This window comes from Georgenia halophila (assembly GCF_039541595.1).
In genome coordinates, this window is record NZ_BAABGN010000007.1 from 70,230 (window position 1) to 86,894 (window position 16,665).

Annotated in this window: 19 protein-coding genes; 9 read left to right on the plus strand and 10 right to left on the minus strand. The window is 72.1% G+C overall.

Features of this window, described 5'->3' with window-relative positions; genetic code table 11:
• Positions 1 to 30 precede the first annotated feature (30 nt).
• On the plus strand, positions 31 to 390 hold the full coding sequence (locus tag ABD907_RS08390; RefSeq protein WP_345215794.1) for an ArsR/SmtB family transcription factor: 360 nt from the start codon (positions 31 to 33) through the stop codon (positions 388 to 390).
• 31 nt (positions 391 to 421) lie between these two features.
• On the opposite strand, the gene ABD907_RS08395 is transcribed toward ABD907_RS08390, so the two are convergent.
• Both ABD907_RS08395 and ABD907_RS08400 read right to left on the minus strand, forming a co-directional pair.
• A complete protein-coding gene (locus ABD907_RS08395; protein WP_345215910.1) occupies positions 422 to 1,462 on the minus strand; it encodes a tRNA (adenine-N1)-methyltransferase in 1,041 nt (346 codons plus the stop codon).
• A gap of 71 nt (positions 1,463 to 1,533) precedes the next feature.
• Positions 1,534 to 2,673: a site-2 protease family protein gene (locus tag ABD907_RS08400; protein WP_345215795.1), complete on the minus strand. Its 1,140-nt coding sequence runs from the start codon at positions 2,671 to 2,673 to the stop codon at positions 1,534 to 1,536.
• 115 nt (positions 2,674 to 2,788) lie between these two features.
• On the opposite strand from ABD907_RS08400, the gene ABD907_RS08405 reads away from it, so the two are divergent.
• Complete coding sequence (locus ABD907_RS08405) at positions 2,789 to 3,658, plus strand: RecB family exonuclease (protein ID WP_345215796.1); 870 nt, start codon at positions 2,789 to 2,791, stop codon at positions 3,656 to 3,658.
• Between the two features lie 16 nt (positions 3,659 to 3,674).
• Here the strand turns inward: ABD907_RS08405 and ABD907_RS08410 are convergent, their stop codons facing one another.
• Both ABD907_RS08410 and ABD907_RS08415 read right to left on the minus strand, forming a co-directional pair.
• Positions 3,675 to 4,229, minus strand: a complete 555-nt coding sequence (locus tag ABD907_RS08410; RefSeq protein ID WP_345215797.1) for a pyridoxamine 5'-phosphate oxidase family protein — start codon at positions 4,227 to 4,229, stop codon at positions 3,675 to 3,677.
• Positions 4,230 to 4,232: 3 nt separating this feature from the next.
• Positions 4,233 to 4,934, minus strand: a complete 702-nt coding sequence (locus tag ABD907_RS08415) for an HAD family hydrolase (protein WP_345215798.1) — start codon at positions 4,932 to 4,934, stop codon at positions 4,233 to 4,235.
• A 33-nt stretch (positions 4,935 to 4,967) separates the two neighbouring features.
• Here ABD907_RS08415 and ABD907_RS08420 point away from each other — a divergent pair, with 33 nt between their 5' ends.
• From ABD907_RS08420 to ABD907_RS08430, 4 genes are all read left to right on the plus strand, one after another.
• Positions 4,968 to 5,915 (plus strand): PAC2 family protein, encoded by a 948-nt coding sequence (locus ABD907_RS08420; RefSeq protein ID WP_345215799.1) that lies wholly within the window; start codon positions 4,968 to 4,970, stop codon positions 5,913 to 5,915.
• A 150-nt stretch (positions 5,916 to 6,065) separates the two neighbouring features.
• Positions 6,066 to 6,137 carry a putative leader peptide gene (locus tag ABD907_RS21095; RefSeq protein WP_425555735.1) on the plus strand — a complete coding sequence of 24 codons (72 nt, stop codon included), beginning with the start codon at positions 6,066 to 6,068 and terminating at the stop codon, positions 6,135 to 6,137.
• 124 nt (positions 6,138 to 6,261) lie between these two features.
• Positions 6,262 to 7,320: a YeeE/YedE family protein gene (locus ABD907_RS08425; protein WP_345215800.1), complete on the plus strand. Its 1,059-nt coding sequence runs from the start codon at positions 6,262 to 6,264 to the stop codon at positions 7,318 to 7,320.
• A 46-nt stretch (positions 7,321 to 7,366) separates the two neighbouring features.
• Positions 7,367 to 7,597, plus strand: coding sequence for a sulfurtransferase TusA family protein (locus tag ABD907_RS08430; protein ID WP_345215801.1), 231 nt, complete (start codon positions 7,367 to 7,369; stop codon positions 7,595 to 7,597).
• On the opposite strand, the gene mshC is transcribed toward ABD907_RS08430, so the two are convergent.
• Together mshC and ABD907_RS08440 are read right to left on the minus strand one after the other, a co-directional pair.
• Complete coding sequence (gene mshC / locus ABD907_RS08435) at positions 7,584 to 8,867, minus strand: cysteine--1-D-myo-inosityl 2-amino-2-deoxy-alpha-D-glucopyranoside ligase (protein ID WP_345215802.1); 1,284 nt, start codon at positions 8,865 to 8,867, stop codon at positions 7,584 to 7,586. The genes ABD907_RS08430 and mshC overlap by 14 nt on opposite strands.
• 77 nt (positions 8,868 to 8,944) lie before the next feature.
• A complete protein-coding gene (locus ABD907_RS08440) occupies positions 8,945 to 9,832 on the minus strand; it encodes an undecaprenyl-diphosphate phosphatase (protein ID WP_345215803.1) in 888 nt (295 codons plus the stop codon).
• 130 nt (positions 9,833 to 9,962) lie between these two features.
• Between ABD907_RS08440 and ABD907_RS08445 the strand changes: the two genes are divergently transcribed.
• On the plus strand, positions 9,963 to 10,916 hold the full coding sequence (locus ABD907_RS08445; RefSeq protein WP_345215804.1) for an aldo/keto reductase: 954 nt from the start codon (positions 9,963 to 9,965) through the stop codon (positions 10,914 to 10,916).
• A gap of 12 nt (positions 10,917 to 10,928) precedes the next feature.
• On the opposite strand, the gene ABD907_RS08450 is transcribed toward ABD907_RS08445, so the two are convergent.
• Positions 10,929 to 11,189: a DNA primase gene (locus ABD907_RS08450; RefSeq protein WP_345215805.1), complete on the minus strand. Its 261-nt coding sequence runs from the start codon at positions 11,187 to 11,189 to the stop codon at positions 10,929 to 10,931.
• A gap of 102 nt (positions 11,190 to 11,291) precedes the next feature.
• On the opposite strand from ABD907_RS08450, the gene ABD907_RS08455 reads away from it, so the two are divergent.
• The gene (locus ABD907_RS08455) at positions 11,292 to 11,531 is read left to right on the plus strand and encodes a DUF5703 family protein (RefSeq protein ID WP_345215806.1); all 240 of its coding nucleotides are present in this window, start codon (positions 11,292 to 11,294) and stop codon (positions 11,529 to 11,531) included.
• 24 nt (positions 11,532 to 11,555) lie between these two features.
• On the opposite strand, the gene ABD907_RS08460 is transcribed toward ABD907_RS08455, so the two are convergent.
• Together ABD907_RS08460 and ABD907_RS08465 are read right to left on the minus strand one after the other, a co-directional pair.
• Positions 11,556 to 12,884 (minus strand): M20/M25/M40 family metallo-hydrolase, encoded by a 1,329-nt coding sequence (locus ABD907_RS08460; protein WP_345215807.1) that lies wholly within the window; start codon positions 12,882 to 12,884, stop codon positions 11,556 to 11,558.
• Positions 12,885 to 12,947: 63 nt separating this feature from the next.
• Entirely contained in the window at positions 12,948 to 15,065 is a 2,118-nt protein-coding gene (locus tag ABD907_RS08465; protein ID WP_345215808.1) for a M3 family metallopeptidase, read from the minus strand.
• Between the two features lie 83 nt (positions 15,066 to 15,148).
• Here ABD907_RS08465 and ABD907_RS08470 point away from each other — a divergent pair, with 83 nt between their 5' ends.
• Positions 15,149 to 15,505 carry a DoxX family protein gene (locus tag ABD907_RS08470; protein ID WP_345215809.1) on the plus strand — a complete coding sequence of 119 codons (357 nt, stop codon included), beginning with the start codon at positions 15,149 to 15,151 and terminating at the stop codon, positions 15,503 to 15,505.
• 31 nt (positions 15,506 to 15,536) lie between these two features.
• Here the strand turns inward: ABD907_RS08470 and ABD907_RS08475 are convergent, their stop codons facing one another.
• Positions 15,537 to 16,604 (minus strand): GNAT family N-acetyltransferase, encoded by a 1,068-nt coding sequence (locus ABD907_RS08475; RefSeq protein WP_345215810.1) that lies wholly within the window; start codon positions 16,602 to 16,604, stop codon positions 15,537 to 15,539.
• Between the last annotated feature and the right edge of the window lie 61 nt (positions 16,605 to 16,665).

Sequence of the window (16,665 nt, forward strand, 5' to 3'; positions counted from 1 at the left end):
CTAATATTCGTGCTGGGCGACAATGGAGCCGTGCACGCGTTCGACGTCCTGGGCGACCCGGTGCGCCGCCGCGTCCTGGAGCTGCTCTCCGACGGCGAGCGCACGGCGGGCGAGATCGTCACGGCGGTGCAGGGCGAGTTCGGGATCTCCCAGCCGGCCGTCTCGCAGCACCTCCGGGTGCTCCGCGAGTCCGGCTTCGCGACGGTGCGCGCCGAGGGGACCCGGCGCCTGTACGCCGTGGACCCCGCGCCGCTGCGTGAGGTGGACGCGTGGATCGACGATTTCCGCCACCTCTGGGTCGGCCCGCTCGAGGCGCTGGGCACCGAGCTGGCCCGGGGCAGGCGCGAGCGGCGCACGCAAGAGAAACCCCCCGAGCAGGACGGCCGGTGAGCGCGGCCGCGGCCACCGTCCCAGCGAGGGCTCAGTCCGGCGATTCCTGCGCGCCCGGTCCGGGACCCGGGGCGCTGGCCACGCCCGTCTGCTCGACCACGGCGCGGCGCCGGACGTCACGCCGTACGCGACGGATCTTCTTGTCGGAGACGGCCCGCTCCCCGACCTCCTCGGGAGTCCACTCGGCGTCGGCCGGATAGGCGCCCTTGGCCGGCCGATGCTTGCGGCGCGGCGGCGTCGTGCCGGGCGCGAGCCGGCGCGCGGTGACGAGGAACCCGGTGTGGCCGATCATCCGGTGGTCGGGCCGCACGGCCAGCCCCTCGAGGTGCCAGCCGCGCACCATCGACTCCCACGCCCGGGGCTCGGTGAAGTTCTCGCTCGTACGCACGTCCTCGGCGAACCGGCTGAGCTGCGTGGTGGTCGTCACGTACGCCAGCAGGACGCCCCCGGGCACGAGGGCCTCGGCGGCGGCGTCCAGGTTCTCCCACGGGGCGAGCATGTCGAGGACGACCCGGTCCACCGAGGCGGGGTCGACGGCGTCGGGCAGGACGTCGGCGAGGTCGCCGGTGCGGACCTCCCAGGCGGGGTGCTGGCCGCCGAACCAGGACTCCACGTTGCCGATGGCGATGTCCGCGAACTCCTCGCGGCGTTCCACCGAGATCAGGTGGCCGTGCTCACCGAGGGCGGAGAGCAGGCTCATGGACAGGGCACCGGAGCCGACGCCGGCCTCGACGACACGCGCCCCGGGGAAGATGTCGCCCATCTGGACGATCTGCGCCGCGTCCTTCGGGTAGATGACGGCGGCACCGCGCGGCATGGACAGGACGTAGTCGCTCAGCAGCGGCCGCAGGGCGAGCAGCTGGTGGCCCGTCGGGGTGTCGATGACGCTCCCGTCGGGCCGCCCGATGAGCTCGGTGTGCCGGAAGGAGCCCCGATGGCTCTGGAAGTACCCGTCGTGGCTGAGCAGGACCGTGTGCATCCGGCCCTTGACGTCCGTCAGCTGCACGCGTTCGCCCGCCCGGAAGGGGCCGCGACGGCGGGCGGGACCGCCCAGGACGTCGTCGTCGGGCATGCTCGGGAGGGTCCGGGGGTCGGTGGTGTCGGTGCTATCGGGCGGGTCGTCGCTGGTCACGACGGGCGAGTCTACGGCCGTGCGCCACGCATGGCGCGCGCCACGGCCGCCACCTCGACGACGCCGCGCACGCCGCCGCCGTCCACGAGGACGACCACCGGTCCGTGGTGCTGGGCGTCGGCCACCGCGGCGATCGCCGGCCGCCCGCTGACGGCGGTGACGATCTGCGGCGGCGCCAGGGCACGGGCGGCGGCGCTCACCGGGGTCGATGAGCGGGCGGCGTGCGGGACCTGCCCTGCCACGGCGGGGTCGAGCAGGGCGACCGGACGGCCCCCGCTGACGAGGACGACGTAGGCGCCCGGGCGCCCGGCGAGCTCGGCGTCCGCCAGGGAGGCTCCGGTGTCGAGCGTGACGGCCGGTGCGGCGAGCGCGCGAAGGTCCACCGAGTCCGCCTGCTGACGGGCGCGGGCCCCCCGGAGAGCCTCGCCGGCCCCCATCCAGAGGAACACCGCGACGAGGACGATCCAGATGCTGCCGAGGTCGGGCCGTCCGCCCCGGACGAGCGGGACGACGATGAGGACGACGGCGATCGCCACCACGACGACGCGCCCGATCCATGCCGCGACGATGGTCCCGCGCGTGCGGTCGCCCGTGATCGCCCACACCAGGGCCTCGAGGATGTGTCCGCCGTCGAGCGGGAGACCGGGGAGCAGGTTGAAGGCCGCGACGATGCCGTTGGAGATCAGCGCTCCGTAGAGCAGCAGGGCGGCCGGGCCGGTGATGTCGAGGCTCTGCAGGGCAAGCCAGGCTGCGACGGCGAGGACCGCGTTGGCGGCGGGACCAGCCGCCGCGACGAGCGCCGATCCGCCGGGCCGGGACAGCTCTCGCTCGAAGGCGGTGTGCCCGCCCCAGAAGGTGAGCACGTACTCGCGGGGGCGGCCGCCGAAGCGTTGTGCCGTGAATCCGTGCGCCAGCTCGTGCAGGAGGACCGAGACCAGCAGCATGACGACGAAGGCCAGCGTCGTGGCGACGACCGTGCCGGTGGTGGCGCTCGGGACGAGGTCGCCGACCAGCGGGTAGTACAGGAAGACGAGGATGGCCGCGATCAGCAACCAGGAGGGCGCCAGCACCACGGGGATCCGACCCACGTGCCCGACCACCCAGCCCGAGGTCACGCGTGTGCCGATGCGGACGGAACTGGTGCTGCTCACCCGTGCAGCCTAAGCGGGCGGCCACTGCCTCCACACATATGACGTTCCGCCGAGAGATCCCCAGCTCCGCCGTGCCTCCCCCGCCGTGTCAGCCCCGCGACCTACGGTGGGGGCTATGACGGACACGGTGGTGGACAGCAGCCTGCAAGACGCTCCCGAGGAGCGCCGCCGGGCTGCGATCTCGCCGTCGCGCGCCAAAGACTTCCTGCAGTGTCCGCTGCTGTTCCGGTTCCGCGCCATCGACCGGCTCCCCGAGCCGCCCAGCCAGGCGGCCGTCAAGGGCTCGCTGGTGCACAACGTGCTGGAGCGCCTCTTCGACCTGCCCGCGGCGGGACGTACGGAGGATGCCGCGCACGGTCTCCTGGACCCGCAGTGGGAGACGCTGCAGGAGGAGCGCCCGGACGTGGCCGAGATGTTCACCGGCCCGGAGGAGCTCACGGCGTGGCTGGCCGAGGCTCGTGGGCTGCTGACCCAGTACTTCCGGATGGAGAACCCCAGCCGGCTCGAGCCCGCCGAGCGCGAGGCGAGAGTGGAGACCGAGCTCAGCTCCGGCATCCTGCTCCGCGGCTTCGTCGACCGGATGGACGTCGCACCGAACGGCGCCGTGCGGGTCGTCGACTACAAGACCGGCAAGTCACCGCATCCCAGCTACCAGGACGACGCGCTGTTCCAGATGCGGTTCTACGCCCTCATGCTGTGGCGGCTGCACGGGACGGTCCCGGCGCGCCTCCAGCTGGTCTACCTCGGCAACGGCCGGACCCTCACGCACGATCCGGTCGAGGAGGAGCTCGTCGCGTTCGAGCGAGATTTGGAGGGCCTGTGGCAGCGGATGGCCGGGGTCGCCCGTGCGGAGAAGTTCGCGCCACGGCCCTCGCGGCTGTGCGCGTGGTGCTCGTTCCAGCGGTACTGCCCCACGTTCGGCGGCGAGCCGCCGGAGCTGCCCGCCGACGGCGTCGCGCACCTCCTGACGGTCCAGGCCGTCTGAGGGGCCCGAGGGCGCCTCAGTCCTGGAGAGCCGGCAGCCCGTCGATCGAGGTGCGGTTGCGCCGCTCCTGGTAGTCCCGCACGCCGTCGGGTCCCTTGCGCTCCATGTGGCCGACGAGCAGGTCCCGCTCGCCGCGGTAGTCGAGCAGCGGCACCCCGAACCCGCACGAGTCGCTGACCCGCTCCACGTCGATGACGATCACGGCGCGGGCAGCGGGTGAGTCCGCCGTCTCGAAGTGGCCGGCCCAGTCGCGGTACCCGGCGTCGCCGGGCCGCACCACGCGGCCGCGGCCGTAGAGCCGCAGGATGTTCGGCTGGCCGTCGAAGGCGCAGAACATCACGGTGATGCGGCCGTTCTCGCGCAGGTGCGCGATCGTCTCCGCGCCGCTGGCGGTCAGGTCGAGGTAGGCGAAGGTGCGCTCGTCCACGACGACGGACGTCCCGGCGACGCCCTTCGGGGAGAGGTTCACGTGGCCGTCACCGGACAACGGTGCGGTGGCGACGAAGAACATGTGCTGCGCCGCGATGAAATCGCGCAGCCCGGGCGTGATCTCGGGGTGGACTTTTCCCATCGTTCAGCTCATCTCCGCGCCAGTCAGCTTCTCCAGGTCCTCGCCGGCGAGGACCCGTTCGATCGCGTCGAGGTCCACGTCCTCCAGCGACCGCACCCGGCTCAGTCCGGGCATGGCCGGGACGTCGACGAACATCGGGACCGCGAGGGTCCGTGCGCCCGCGGCGAGCGCCGAGGTCACACCCGGCACGGAATCCTCGATGGCGACGCACCGGGCCACGTCCACGCCGAGCTTGTCCGCCGCGACGAGATATGGCTCCGGGTCCGGCTTGCCGTTGGCCACCTCGTCGCCGGCGACCACGGCCGCGAAGCTACCGTCCGGCGCCCACTCGACCACCGCGTGCGCGAAGGCCGCGTAGGACATCGTCACCAGGGCGCACGGGATCGCTGCGGACCGCAGCAGCGAGAGCAGCTCGAGCGCACCCGGCCGCCACGGAGCCCCGCTGACGCGCAGCTGGTCCAGCACGCTCGCCTGCAGCGCCTCGACGACGTCTTCCGGCCTGCCGCCGACGCCGGTGTGTCGCTGAAAGATCCGGGCGTTGGTGAGGAGGTCGTTGCCGACGAGCTCGAGGCCCTGCTCGTGCGTCCACACGGCGCCGTGGCGCTCGGCCAGCGCGGTCTCCGCGGCCATCCAGTAGGGCTCGGAGTTCACCAAGGTCCCGTCCATGTCCCACAGGACGGCCTCAGGCCGTGCTCTTGCGTTCACGTCGCGACCCTATCGGCCCTTACTGTGGGGCCCATGACGAGTGCGGACCCGAGCCAGTCCCCGGAGCCGACCGACGAGCCCCGCCGGGACGACGACGCACATCCGGAGCTGCCGCCCGCCATCCTGCTGGCCGCCTTCGAGGGCTGGAACGACGCCGGTGGGGCCGCGTCGCAGTCGGTGGAGATCATCGCCGACGCCTGGGACGCCGAGGACGTCCACGAGCTCGACCCGCAGGACTACCACGACTTCCAGGTCAACCGGCCGAACGTGAGCATCAGCCCGGACGGCAGTCGGTCGCTCACCTGGCCCTCCACCACGATCTCGGTCGCCACGACGCCGATCTCCGGACGCCGGGTCGTACTCGTCCAGGGCGTCGAGCCGTCGTTCCGGTGGCGGGACTACTGCGACGAGATCCTCGAGGTCGCGCGCGGTCTCGGAGTCGGCACGGTCGTCGGCGTCGGCGCCCTGCTGGCCGACGTCCCGCACTCGCGCCCGATCCCGGTCCAGACCTCGTCCAACGACCCGCAGGTCCAGGCGCTGCTCGGCGTGGAGGGCTCGGAGTACGAGGGCCCCTCCGGCATCGTCGGCGTCCTGACCCACCTGGCCGGCGAGCACGACATGCACACCCTCGGTGTCTGGGCGGCCGTGCCGCACTACGTCTCGCAGCCGCCGTCGCCCAAGGCGACGCTGGCGCTGCTGCTGCGCCTCGAGGAGCTGGTCGGCGAACCCCTGCCCGTCGGTGAGCTCCCGGAGGACGCGCGGGCCTGGCAGGCCGGTGTGGACGAGCTGGCGGGGCAGGACCCGGACGTCGCCGAGTACATCCAGCAGCTCGAGGAGGTCAAGGACACCGCCGAGCTGCCCGAGGCCTCCGGCGAGGCCATCGCGCAGGAGTTCGAGAGGTACCTGCGCCGTCGGGACACCCGGGGTGACAAGGGCGACAAGGGCGGACCTCCCCCGCCCTCCGGACCGACCGGGATGTGAGCACCGCTCCCTCGCTCGTCCACAACGCGAGACGCGTCCCGGCGCCGCGGTCGACGGCGGGCTCCCGCCCCTAGCGTGTGGCGCGTCCGGTCGACGGCAGGCGTCGCCCGGCGGAAGGGAGGGACAGTGCGCAGCTCGATCCACCACGTCGTGTCGCCGATGCTGACCTGTCGCCGTCACGTCGACCTCAAGCGCACCAGCTCCGCCGTCTGTCGCGGCTGATCCGCTCCGGCTCCCGCACTCTTCCGACCTGCCGACGGCGCACCGGAGCGCCGTCGTCCCGCCGCACCGGCGGATCAGTACTTCGGCGCGCCCGCGCCCGCCACCCACAGACAGGACCTCAGCCATGCTCCTCACCGGGCTTCTCCTCGGCGCCGTGCTCGGCTTCGTCATGCAACGCTCCCGGTTCTGCGTCACCGGCGCGTTCCGGGACGTGTTCGTGTCCCGCTCGACGCGGTGGCTCACCGCGTTCCTCATCGTCATCGCCATCCAGTCCGTCGGCGTCGCCGCCCTCCAGGGCGCCGGCGTCATCTCACCGCCCAGCGACGCGCTCGCGCTGCCGGCCGTCGTCGCTGGAGGCCTGATCTTCGGCGTCGCGATCGTGCTCGCCGGCGGCTGCGCCACCGGTACCTACTACCGCTCGGGCGAGGGCCTGATCGGTTCCTGGATCGCGCTCGCTCTCTACGGCATCTCGGCCGCCGCGATGAAGTACGGCGTCCTCGCCGGCTTCACCACCTGGGCCACGTCGTTCACCGTCCCGGTCACGACGATCCACGCGTCCCTCGGCGTCAGCTCGTGGGTCATGGTCGCCGCGCTCGGCGCCGTCGTGCTGTACCTGGTCCGCCGCCACCTCGCCACACCGCGGCTGCCGCTGGCGACGCTCCCCTCGCGGCGGACGGGAGCCGCGCGTGTGCTCTTCGAGAAGCCGTGGGGCGCCTTCTCGGCGGCCGTGCTGGTGGGGCTTATCGCGATCGTCGCCTGGCCGCTGTCGACGGCGACGGGCCGCGAGTCCGGCCTGGGGATCACCACGCCGTCCGCCGACATCGTCACCTACCTCGTCACGGGCGACCCCGAGGTCGTCGACTGGGGCGTCTTCCTGGTCCTGGGCCTGCTCGTGGGCTCGTTCGTCGCCGCCAAGGGCTCCGGCGAGTTCCGCCTCCGCGTCCCGGACGGCACGACCGTGGTCCGCTCCGTCATCGGCGGAACCGGCATGGGCGTCGGAGCTGCCCTGGCGGGCGGCTGCACGATCGGGGCCGCCATGGTCGACACGGCCCAGTTCAGCTACCAGGGCTGGTTGGCGTTCGGCTGCATGGTTCTCGGCGTCGGGCTCGGGACCAGGGCGTTCGTGCTGCGCCGGCCGCTCACCGCCGGCCGGTCGACGACGCCCGTCGGCGCAGCCGCCTGACCGTCACCGCCGCCGCCTGACCACCACCAGCGAAAGGACCAGACCCATGGCCACCAAGACCGTGCTGCAGACCGACGGGCAGGTATGCCCCTTCCCCCTCGTCGAGGCCAAGGACGCCATCGCCGGCCTCGACGTGGGCGACGAGCTCGTCATCGACTTCGACTGCACCCAGGCGACCGAGACGCTCCCGCGCTGGGCCGCCGAGAACGGCTACCCCGTGACCGCGTTCGACCGGCGCGGGGACGCCAGCTGGACGATCACCGTCAAGAAGGCCTGAGCAGGCTCACCCCGAGGAGCGCGTCGACGGTGCGCCGGACGAGGTCCGGTGCGCCGTCGACCTGGTCGCCGGCGCCGTCGAGCGCCCGCTCCACCCACGCGTCCACCGCCGCGACGGCACGGGGCGCGTCGAGGTCGTCCGCCAGCGCGGCCCGCACCTCGGCGAGGACCGGCTCGGCGTCGGGCCCGCTCCCGGTCTCGCACGCCCGGCGCCACCGGTCCAGGCGAACCTCGGCGGCGGCCAGGTCCTCGTCGCGGTACTCCCAGTCGGAGCGGTAGTGGTGCCCGAGCACCACCAATCGCACGGCCATCGGCTCCGCGCCGCCCGCGACGAGGCGCGAGACCAGGACGAGGTTTCCACGGGACTTGCTCATCTTCTCACCGTCGTAGCCGACGAGTCCCGCGTGGCTGTGCAGCATCACGGGCATCGTGTCGCCGCCGAGCATCCGCAGGTGGGACTCGCTCATCTCGTGGTGCGGGAAGACCAGATCCCGACCGCCGCCCTGGACCTCCACGTGAGCCCCGAGGTACGCGTGGGCGAGACAGGCGCACTCGATGTGCCAGCCGGGTCGGCCGGTCCCGAGGACGCCGCCGTCCCACTCGGGCTCGCCGGGACGGGTCCGTCGCCACAGCAGCGGGTCGAGGGCCTGCCGCTTGCCGGGGCGTTCGGGGTCACCGCCGTTCTCCGCGAAGACCCGCATCATCTCGTCCTGCTCGAGCCGTGCGCCGGTACCGAAGAGCGGGTCGATGCTCAGATCGGCGTAGACGTCGCCGAGCTCCGGTGCGCGTCCGCCGGCCCCGTCGGGGATCGACACCCGGTAGGCGGTGCCCTCCTCGAGCATGTGCTCGACGGCGGCCACCACCACGTCGACCGCCTCGACGACGCCGACATAGCTGTCGGGCGGCAGCACGCGCAGCGCCGCCATGTCCGACCGGAACAGGTCGGTCTGGTCCTCGGCGAGCTGGCGCCAGCTCACGCCCGACTCGGTCGCACGCTCGAGCAGCGGGTCGTCGACGTCGGTGACGTTCTGCACGTACGTCACGCGTCGGCCGGCGTCCCTCCAGGCGCGGACCAGCAGGTCGTACGCGAGGTAGGTGCTGGCATGGCCGAGATGCGTGGCGTCGTACGGAGTGATGCCGCAGACGTAAAGGTTCGCCCGGTCGCCCACGCCTCGGGTCGGGGCAAGAGCGGCGGCCGCGGTGTCGTGCAGGTTCACGATCGAGCCCTTGCCGGGAAGCGTCGGGATGGCGGGAGCGGACCAGGAGTGCACGTGCCGACTCTAACCGTCGAACCGCGTCCGCAAGACGGCGCCCCGCGAGTCGGGTCATCGGGTCGGTCAAGGTTCGGTCAGGGTCCGGCCGGCACCGTCGCGGCCGGTTCGGCGTCGATGGTGCCAGCGACGACCAGAGCGACGACAACGACCGCGAGGACGATCCGATAGAGGACGAACGGCGCGTAGCTGTGGTGGGAGACATACCGGAGGAACCACGCGACCGCGGCGTACCCGACGACGAAAGCGACGGCCGTGGCGAGCGCGATGTAGGCACCGGGAACACCGTCCCTGCCCTCGGCCGGCTCGCCGACCAGCACGTCGGCGAAGAGCTTGTAGAAGCCGGACGCCATGACGGCCGGGATGGCGAGGAGGAAGGCGTACCGGGCCGAGGCCTCCCGGGTGTAGCCCATCAGCAGGCCGGCGGTGATCGTGCCACCCGAGCGTGAGACGCCGGGGATGAGCGCCATGGCCTGCGCGAACCCGAAGATGAGGGCGTCACGCCAGGTCAGGCGGTCCAGGGTCAGGGTGCGGCGGGACGTCATGTCTGCCCATCCGAGCAGGAGCCCGAAGACGGCGAGCGCCGCCGCCGTGATGTACAGGTTGCGCAGCGAGTGGTCGATCGCGTCCTCGAACGTCAGCCCGAGCACCGCGATCGGGATCGACCCGACGATGATGAACCAGCCCATCCGCGCGTCGGGATCGCTGCTCGGGACGGTGTTCTTCCAGGGCCCGACGGGGAGGGCGCCGAACCACCGCGAGACGATGCGGCCGATGTCCTTGCGGAAGTAGAGCACCACGGCGGTCTCGGTGCCGATCTGGCTGACGGCCGTGAACGCCGCACCGGGGTCGGCGCCGCTGGGCAGCAGCTCGCCGACGATCCTCAGGTGCGCGCTCGAGGAGATCGGCAGGAACTCGGTGAGGCCTTGCACGAGGCCGAGGACGATCGCTTCCCACCAGGTCACGAGGGGAAACGATAGGCCACCGGGAACCGTGCGCCGTCAGCCCGTGGTCGCACCGTCGCGGGCCGGCGTACGACCGGCGGTGGAGGCCGTGCTGGCCGGGCAGGCACGGCGTCGCGACTACGGTGACCACATGCAGCAGCGCAGGGTCGGCCGAACGGGTCTTCGGGTCTCGAGCATCGGCCTGGGCACGATGACCTGGGGCCGGGACACGGAGGAGCACGACGCCGCGGAGCAGCTCAAGGCTCTCCTCGACGTCGGCGGGACCCTCGTGGACACGGCCGCCGGCTACGGCAACGGTGCCGCCGAGGCGCTGCTCGGTCACCTCCTGGGCTCCGGCGTCGATCGCCGCGACGTCGTGCTCGCCTCCAAGGCGGGCATGCGTGGCGGGGTGGCCGACGCGTCCCGCAGAACCCTGCTGGACGACCTCGACGACTCGCTCGACCGGCTCGGCACCGACCACCTCGACCTGTGGCTGGTGGAGCACCCGGACCCGGCCACGCCGCTCGAGGAGACGGTCGGCGCCCTGGAGGATGCCGTGCGCAGCGGCCGCACCCGTTACGTCGGCCTGTCGAACTTCCCGGCCTGGAAGACGGCGCAGGCGGCCACGCTGCTGGCCACGGCCGGCCCTGGGATGGCCGCCGTGGAGATGGAGTACTCGCTACTCCAGCGCGGGGTCGAGCGCGAGATGGTGCCGGCGGCTCGGTCGCTGGGTTTCGGGGTGCTCGCCTGGTCCCCGTTGGGTCGCGGGGTCCTGACGGGCAAGTACCGCGCCACCGTGCCGGCGAGCTCACGGGCGGCCTCACCGCACCTGCGCGGGTTCGTCGAGCCCTACCTCACCGACCGGTCCCACGGCGTCGTGGAGGCCGTCATGACGGCCGCCAACGGCCTCGGCAGGACGCCGCTCGAGGTGGCCATGGCTTGGGCCCGGGACGCCCCGGGCGTCGCCTGCGCGATCACGGGTGCCCGCAACGCCGGCCAGCTGCGCGGCGTGCTGGCGGCCGACGACCTGGAGCTGCCGGAGGCCATCCGTGACGTCCTGGACGAGGTCACCGCGCCGGGGCTGGGCTATCCGGAGCGGCCCTGAACCGCCTCCCGGTCAGCCCTTCTCCTCGTCGTACTCGAGCTCGTCGTCGTCCTCGTCGTCATCTTCATCGTCGTCGGTGTAGATGTCGAACGGCGTGTCGACCCCGTACCCGGTGAACAACGCGTCGTCGTAGGTGTCGAACGCGTCCATCAGGGTGTTCGCGGCGGACTCGACTGCCGGTGCGTCGCTGTCACGAGCAGCGGCGACCGCGTCGTAGTGTGCTTCGAACGCAGCGATGAGTCGGTCGAGCGCAGCCCGCGGATCGTTTGCCATGGGACGAGCGTAGCGTTCTCGCCCAGGTGGCACAGCCGACTTCTGACCTGCGGCGACAGGTGTGATTTGGGACATGTCGGTGAGCGGAGGGAGCATAAGAGGATGCCGGGTCAGAACCACAGCACCGCCGTCAGGAAGCGCCGTCGCAACGCTTCCGACGCCTACTACGAGTACCGCACGGTCACGCTGCCGACGAACGTCACCAGGGGTGATGTCCGCAGGTTGCTCACGGACGAGGCCGAGTACGGCCGATGGGAGCTTGCCCGTACGCGGCTCTACGTCGGCGGTACGCGCAAGGTGTGGTTGCGTCGCAAAGCCATGACGGTGCAGAGCACCCTCTGACGCCGGTGGTCCGGGCCTGCTCGTTCAGCAGGTCCGGACCAGCCGCTCCAGAACGCGGCAGCCGAACTTCAGCGCGTCGACGGGGACCCGTTCGTCGACGCCGTGGAACATGCCCGCGAAGTCGAGGTCGGCCGGCAGCCGCAGTGGGGCGAACCCGTAGCCGGCGATCCCCAGCCGGGACATCGACTTGTTGTCGGTGCCGCCGGAGAGCATGTAGGGCAGGACGCGGGCACCCGGGTCCTCGGCGTCGATGGCCGCCACCATGGCGTCGACCAGGTTGCCCGAGAACGGCACCTCGAGGCCGGTGTCGCGGTGGATGTGCTCGATCCGCACGTCCGGCCCGGCGAGCTCGGCGAGGGTCTCCATGACCGCCTTCTCGTCCCCCGGGATCGGGCGCACGTCGACGGTGGCGCTCGCCTGGCCCGGGATGACGTTCGCCTTGTAACCGGCGTCGAGCTGACTGGGGTTGGCCCCCGTGCGCAGCGTCGCACCGACGAACTTCTGCACCGGTCCGAGCGCCTCGACCAGCGGCGCGATGCTCTGTGGGTCGGCCGGGTCGTAGGTCGTGCCGGTCAGCTCGGCCACGCCGTCGAGCAGCTGCTGGACGGTCTTGGTCAGGTGCAGCGGGAAGGTGTGCTGCCCGATCCGGTGCACCGCGCCGGCGAGGTTGGTCACGGCGTTGTCCGTGTTGACCTGGGACCCGTGCCCGGCGGTGCCGTCGGCGATCAGGCGCAGCCACGCGAGGCCCTTCTCCGCCGTCTGGAGGAGGTAGGCGCGGCGGCCGTCGATCTCCACGGAGAAGCCCCCGACCTCGCTCAGCGCCTCGCTGGCGCCCTCGAAGAGGTCAGGCCGATTGTCGACGAGCCACCGAGCGCCCATCGGGCCGCCGGCCTCCTCGTCGGCCATCAGGGCGATGATCAGGTCGCGCGGCGGCTGCCACCCGGTGCGGCCCATGTCGCGGACCAGCGCCAGGATCATGGCGTCCATGTCCTTCATGTCGACGGCGCCCCGGCCCCAGATGAGGCCGTCGTGCTCCTCGGCCCCGAAGGGATCCACCGACCAGTCCTCGGCCGCCGCCGGCACGACGTCGAGGTGGCCGTGCAGCACCAGTGCGGACCGGGAGGGGTCCGTCCCCGGGATGCGCAGCACGACGCTGGAGCGGCGCGGCGCCGACTCGACGAGCTCGGGCTCCCACCCGACCTCGGTGAGCTGCTCCATGACGTACTCGGCGGCCTCCCGCTCCCCCGGACCGGACCCGTCGCCGTAGTTCGAGGAGTCGATGCGGATGAGGTCGCGGCAGATGCGCACGACCTCGTCCTCGGGGCGCAGGAGCTGGCTGGCGGGGCTGGTCATAGGCGCAGGCTACCGACCCGCCGGCCCGTGCCGATCACGCCGTCTGCGGCTCGGAACGGCTGGTCAGTCCTGCAGGCCCCGCCGGGCGAGCAGCGGCTCGATGCGCGGGTCGCGGCCGGTCAGGTCGCGGAAGGATTGCAGCGGGTCCTGAGCGTTGCCGCGCGAGAGCAGCTTGTCGCGGAACTTCTGGCCCGCCAGGCGGTTGAGGCCGCCGTCGCCCGCGATCTGGGCCTCGGCGAACCACACAGAAGTGTCGGCGTCGAGGACCTCGGACCAGATGTAGGAGTAGTAGCCGGCGTCGTACCCGCCACCGAAGGTGTGGTTGAAGTACGTGGACCGGTACCGCGGCGGGACGAGCTCCAGGCCGACTCCCGCGTTCGCCAGGGCCGTGCGCTCGAACGCGGTGACCTCCTCCGGATCGGTCGGGACCTCCTCGGGCGTGAGCTGGTGCCACGCCTGGTCGAGCAGCGCCGCCCCGAGGTACTCGGTGGTGGCGAACCCCTCGCCGTACTCGGCGACGGCGAGGACCTTGGCCAGCAGCTCCGCCGGCATCGGCTCACCGGTGACGTGGTGGCGGGCGAACCGCTCGACGACGGCCGGGTTGGCCATCCACATCTCGTTGACCTGGGAGGGGTACTCGACGAAGTCCCGCGGCACCGACGTGCCCGACAGCGTCGGGTACCGGACGTCGGAGAACAGGCCGTGCAGGGCGTGACCGAACTCGTGGAAGCAGGTGCGCACCTCGTCCCAGGTGAGCAGGGTCGGCTCACCCTCCGGGGGCGCGGTCAGGTTGAGGTTGTTGACGACGACGGGATGGCGGCCGAGCAGGTGCGACTGGTTGCACAGGTGGTGCATCCACGCGCCGCCGCGCTTGCCGGAGCGGGCGTAGTAGTCACCGACGAACAACCCGAGGCCCGTGCCGTCCTCCTCCCTGACCTCCCAGATGCGCACGCCAGGGGTGTAGCCGGCCAGATCCGCGCGCTCGTGGAAGGTCAGGCCGTAGAGCTGGTTGGCGGCGAAGAAGACGCCGTCCGCGAGGACACGGTCGAGGTCGAGGTATGGACGCAGGACGGCGTCGTCGACGCCGTAGCGATCCCGACGGACCTTCTCGGCGTAGTTGGTCCAGTCGGCGGCCTGCAGGGCCGTGCCGTCGGCCACTGAGGGGTCGGCGTCGAGCATCTCCTGCAGCTCGTCCGCCTCCTTCTCGGCGTTGCGGGCGGCGGGACCGGCCAGGCGGGCGAGGCGCTCGTTCACCGCCGTCGAGGTGGCGGCCGTGGCGTTCTCCGCCACGTAGGCGCCATGGTGCTCGTACCCGAGCAGCCGGGCGCGCTCGGCACGCAACCGAGCGATCTCCAGCAGGGTGGCACGGGTGTCCGAGGCGTCGTCGACGCCGGCGCCGCGGTCCTGGGAGGCCGCGAGCAGCTCGGCGCGCAGGCCTGCGTCGTCGAGCTGCGCGAGCAGCGGCTGCTGGGTGGGCAGACCGAGGGTGATCAGGTGCCCCGCGTGGGAGTCCCGGTCCTTGGCGCTGCGTGCCAGGGCGGCCAGAGTGCCGTCGTCGAGGCCGGCCAGGCGGGCGGGGTCGGTGACCGCGACGGCGCCCGCCTCCATGGCCTTGACGACTCGCTGGCTGAACTCGGTCTCGAGCGTGACGAGGCGGGAGTTGAGCTCCTTCAGGCGCTCGGTGTCCGCGTCGCCGAGCTGGACGCCGGCGCGCACGAAGTTCTTCCGGTACTCCTGGAGCAGCCAGCCGGTCTCGGCGTCGAGGTCGAGGAGCGGCGCCGCGTTGGTGAGGGACTCGATGCGGGCGAAGAGGTTCCGGTCGAGCCAGAAGGCGTCGCTGTGGGCAGCGAGCTGCGGAGCGATGTCCGTCTCGATCTCGTCGATCTCGTCACCGCCCACCGAGGACGCGAGCGTGTGGAAGACGACCAGCACGCGGTGCAGGAGGTCCCCGGACCGCTCGAGCGCCTCGAGCGTGTTCTCGACGTCGGGCAGTGCGGGGTCCGTGGCGACGGCCTCCCACTCGGCGCGCTGGGCGTCCAGGCCGGCGGCGATGGCGGGACGGAAATGCTCGGTCTGGACGGCCGCGAAGTCCGGCAAGCCGTACGGCAGGGCCGAAGGCTGTGCGAACGGGTTCGTCGGATCGAGACGGGGTGCGGCCGCGGTGGCCGGGGCGTCTGGCATGGCCGCCATTGTGCACGTGACCTGCGACGTCGGCCGAATCGGACGGGAGTGACACCGGCGCGGCTCGGGAGCATCCTGGTGCCATGGAGTTCCCGGACCCGGTGTGGCCGGTCATCGTGCTCGCGCTCATCCAGCTGGTCGACGGTCTGCTGTCCGTCGGACCGGTGACATTCGTCGCGCGGTGCTTCAACGACGTGGGGTTCCCGAGGAGGTACTGGCGGCTGGCGCCGTTGGTGAAGCTGGCCGCCACGGTGGGCCTCGTGCTGGGAGTCTGGGTGCCGTACCTGGCGTTCGTGACGAGCGTGGCGCTGGTCGCCTACTTCGTGGTGGCCATCAGCTTCCACGTCCGGGCACGCGACTTCGGCCGAAATCTCTTCGTCAACGCGACCGGCATGCTGCTGATCTGCCTCGCGGTGACGGTGTTCTGCTTCCTGGTCTGACTCGCAGTCCGACCGACGCAGCCGTGGACCCTCAGGCCCGCGGGCGGTACCCGTGCGCGGCGAGCACCCGGGTGATGTCCGGCGGGAAGTAACCCGGCCCCTTGAGGACCTTGCCGTCCTCTCGGTAGATGGGCTTCCCGTCCTCGCCGAGCTTGGACAGGTTCGACGCCTGGATCTCTGCGAGGACGTCGTCCAGCGGGATGCCGCACTCGAGCGCCATGCCGTAGACGACGTACACCAGGTCGCCGAGCGCGTCGGCGGCCTCGAGGGTGTCGCGCGTACCGTCGTCGGCCGCGACGGCACGGGTGAAGGCCGCGGACATCTCCGCCCCGGCCTGCTGGCCGTAGACGGCCTCGACGAGCTCGGCGAGCTCCTCGGACACGAGCGCCATGCGCATGTGGATGCGGTCGCGGTCGACGTCCGGCGCGCCGGAGACGACCGGCAGCGCGTACGTGTCGTGGAACTGCCGGACGAGGGCCTCGGGGTCGCGCGGTGAGGGCACTTCCGCCGACGGCGAGGCATCCGCCGTCGGCCCGTCCCAGGGTGCGGCCGGCTCGCGCGGGTCGTCCTTGCGCAGCGTGCCGATCCAGGCGTCCTTCCACTCCCCCCGAGACAGGTTGAGGCCGCGCACGGAGCCCTCCTTGCGGAAGCCGTGCCGCCACACGACCCGCCACGAGTCCCAGTTCCCCTCGTCGGCGCGCCACTGGACGAGCTCGAGGCCGAGCCGGCCGAACGCCTCGTCGAGGGCGAGACCGACCGCGCGGTGCATGACGCCGGCCCCGCGAGCCTGAGGTGCCAGCCAGTACCCCAGCTCCGCCTTGCCGTACTGGGCGTCAGCGAGCCCGACCATGCCGACGAGGCGCGTACCGCCGTCGTCCACCGGCCGGATCGCCCACGTCGGCGAGCCGTTCTCCCATCCCCGCGGCACCATCGTGGAGACGAAGCCCGCCGCGTCCTCACGGGTGTACGGGCTCGGCACGGTCGTCCAGTGCTGGATGTCGGGCTCGGCGCAGATCTCGGTGATGCGGTCGACGTCGTCGGCGGTCGGCGCGGACAGCAGCAGGCTGCCGTCGCCCGAGCGCAGCTCGTAGGGCTCCATGGACCCCGACCGTAGTCGTGCGGGGGCCGCCGCGGGACGCTCGGCACGCCTGGTGTGGATT

Coding starts and splice junctions, on each gene's coding strand:
- ABD907_RS08450 (WP_345215805.1), bottom strand. CDS start 11,189: ATGGCAAACGATCCGCGGGCTGCGCTCGACCGACTCATCGCTGCGTTC.
- ABD907_RS08475 (WP_345215810.1), bottom strand. CDS start 16,604: ATGGAGCCCTACGAGCTGCGCTCGGGCGACGGCAGCCTGCTGCTGTCC.
- ABD907_RS08395 (WP_345215910.1), bottom strand. CDS start 1,462: ATGCCCGACGACGACGTCCTGGGCGGTCCCGCCCGCCGTCGCGGCCCC.
- ABD907_RS08455 (WP_345215806.1), top strand. CDS start 11,292: ATGCCGGGTCAGAACCACAGCACCGCCGTCAGGAAGCGCCGTCGCAAC.
- ABD907_RS08420 (WP_345215799.1), top strand. CDS start 4,968: ATGACGAGTGCGGACCCGAGCCAGTCCCCGGAGCCGACCGACGAGCCC.
- ABD907_RS08465 (WP_345215808.1), bottom strand. CDS start 15,065: ATGCCAGACGCCCCGGCCACCGCGGCCGCACCCCGTCTCGATCCGACG.
- ABD907_RS08405 (WP_345215796.1), top strand. CDS start 2,789: ATGACGGACACGGTGGTGGACAGCAGCCTGCAAGACGCTCCCGAGGAG.
- ABD907_RS08460 (WP_345215807.1), bottom strand. CDS start 12,884: ATGACCAGCCCCGCCAGCCAGCTCCTGCGCCCCGAGGACGAGGTCGTG.
- ABD907_RS08410 (WP_345215797.1), bottom strand. CDS start 4,229: ATGGGAAAAGTCCACCCCGAGATCACGCCCGGGCTGCGCGATTTCATC.
- ABD907_RS08470 (WP_345215809.1), top strand. CDS start 15,149: ATGGAGTTCCCGGACCCGGTGTGGCCGGTCATCGTGCTCGCGCTCATC.
- ABD907_RS08445 (WP_345215804.1), top strand. CDS start 9,963: ATGCAGCAGCGCAGGGTCGGCCGAACGGGTCTTCGGGTCTCGAGCATC.
- ABD907_RS08430 (WP_345215801.1), top strand. CDS start 7,367: ATGGCCACCAAGACCGTGCTGCAGACCGACGGGCAGGTATGCCCCTTC.
- ABD907_RS08425 (WP_345215800.1), top strand. CDS start 6,262: ATGCTCCTCACCGGGCTTCTCCTCGGCGCCGTGCTCGGCTTCGTCATG.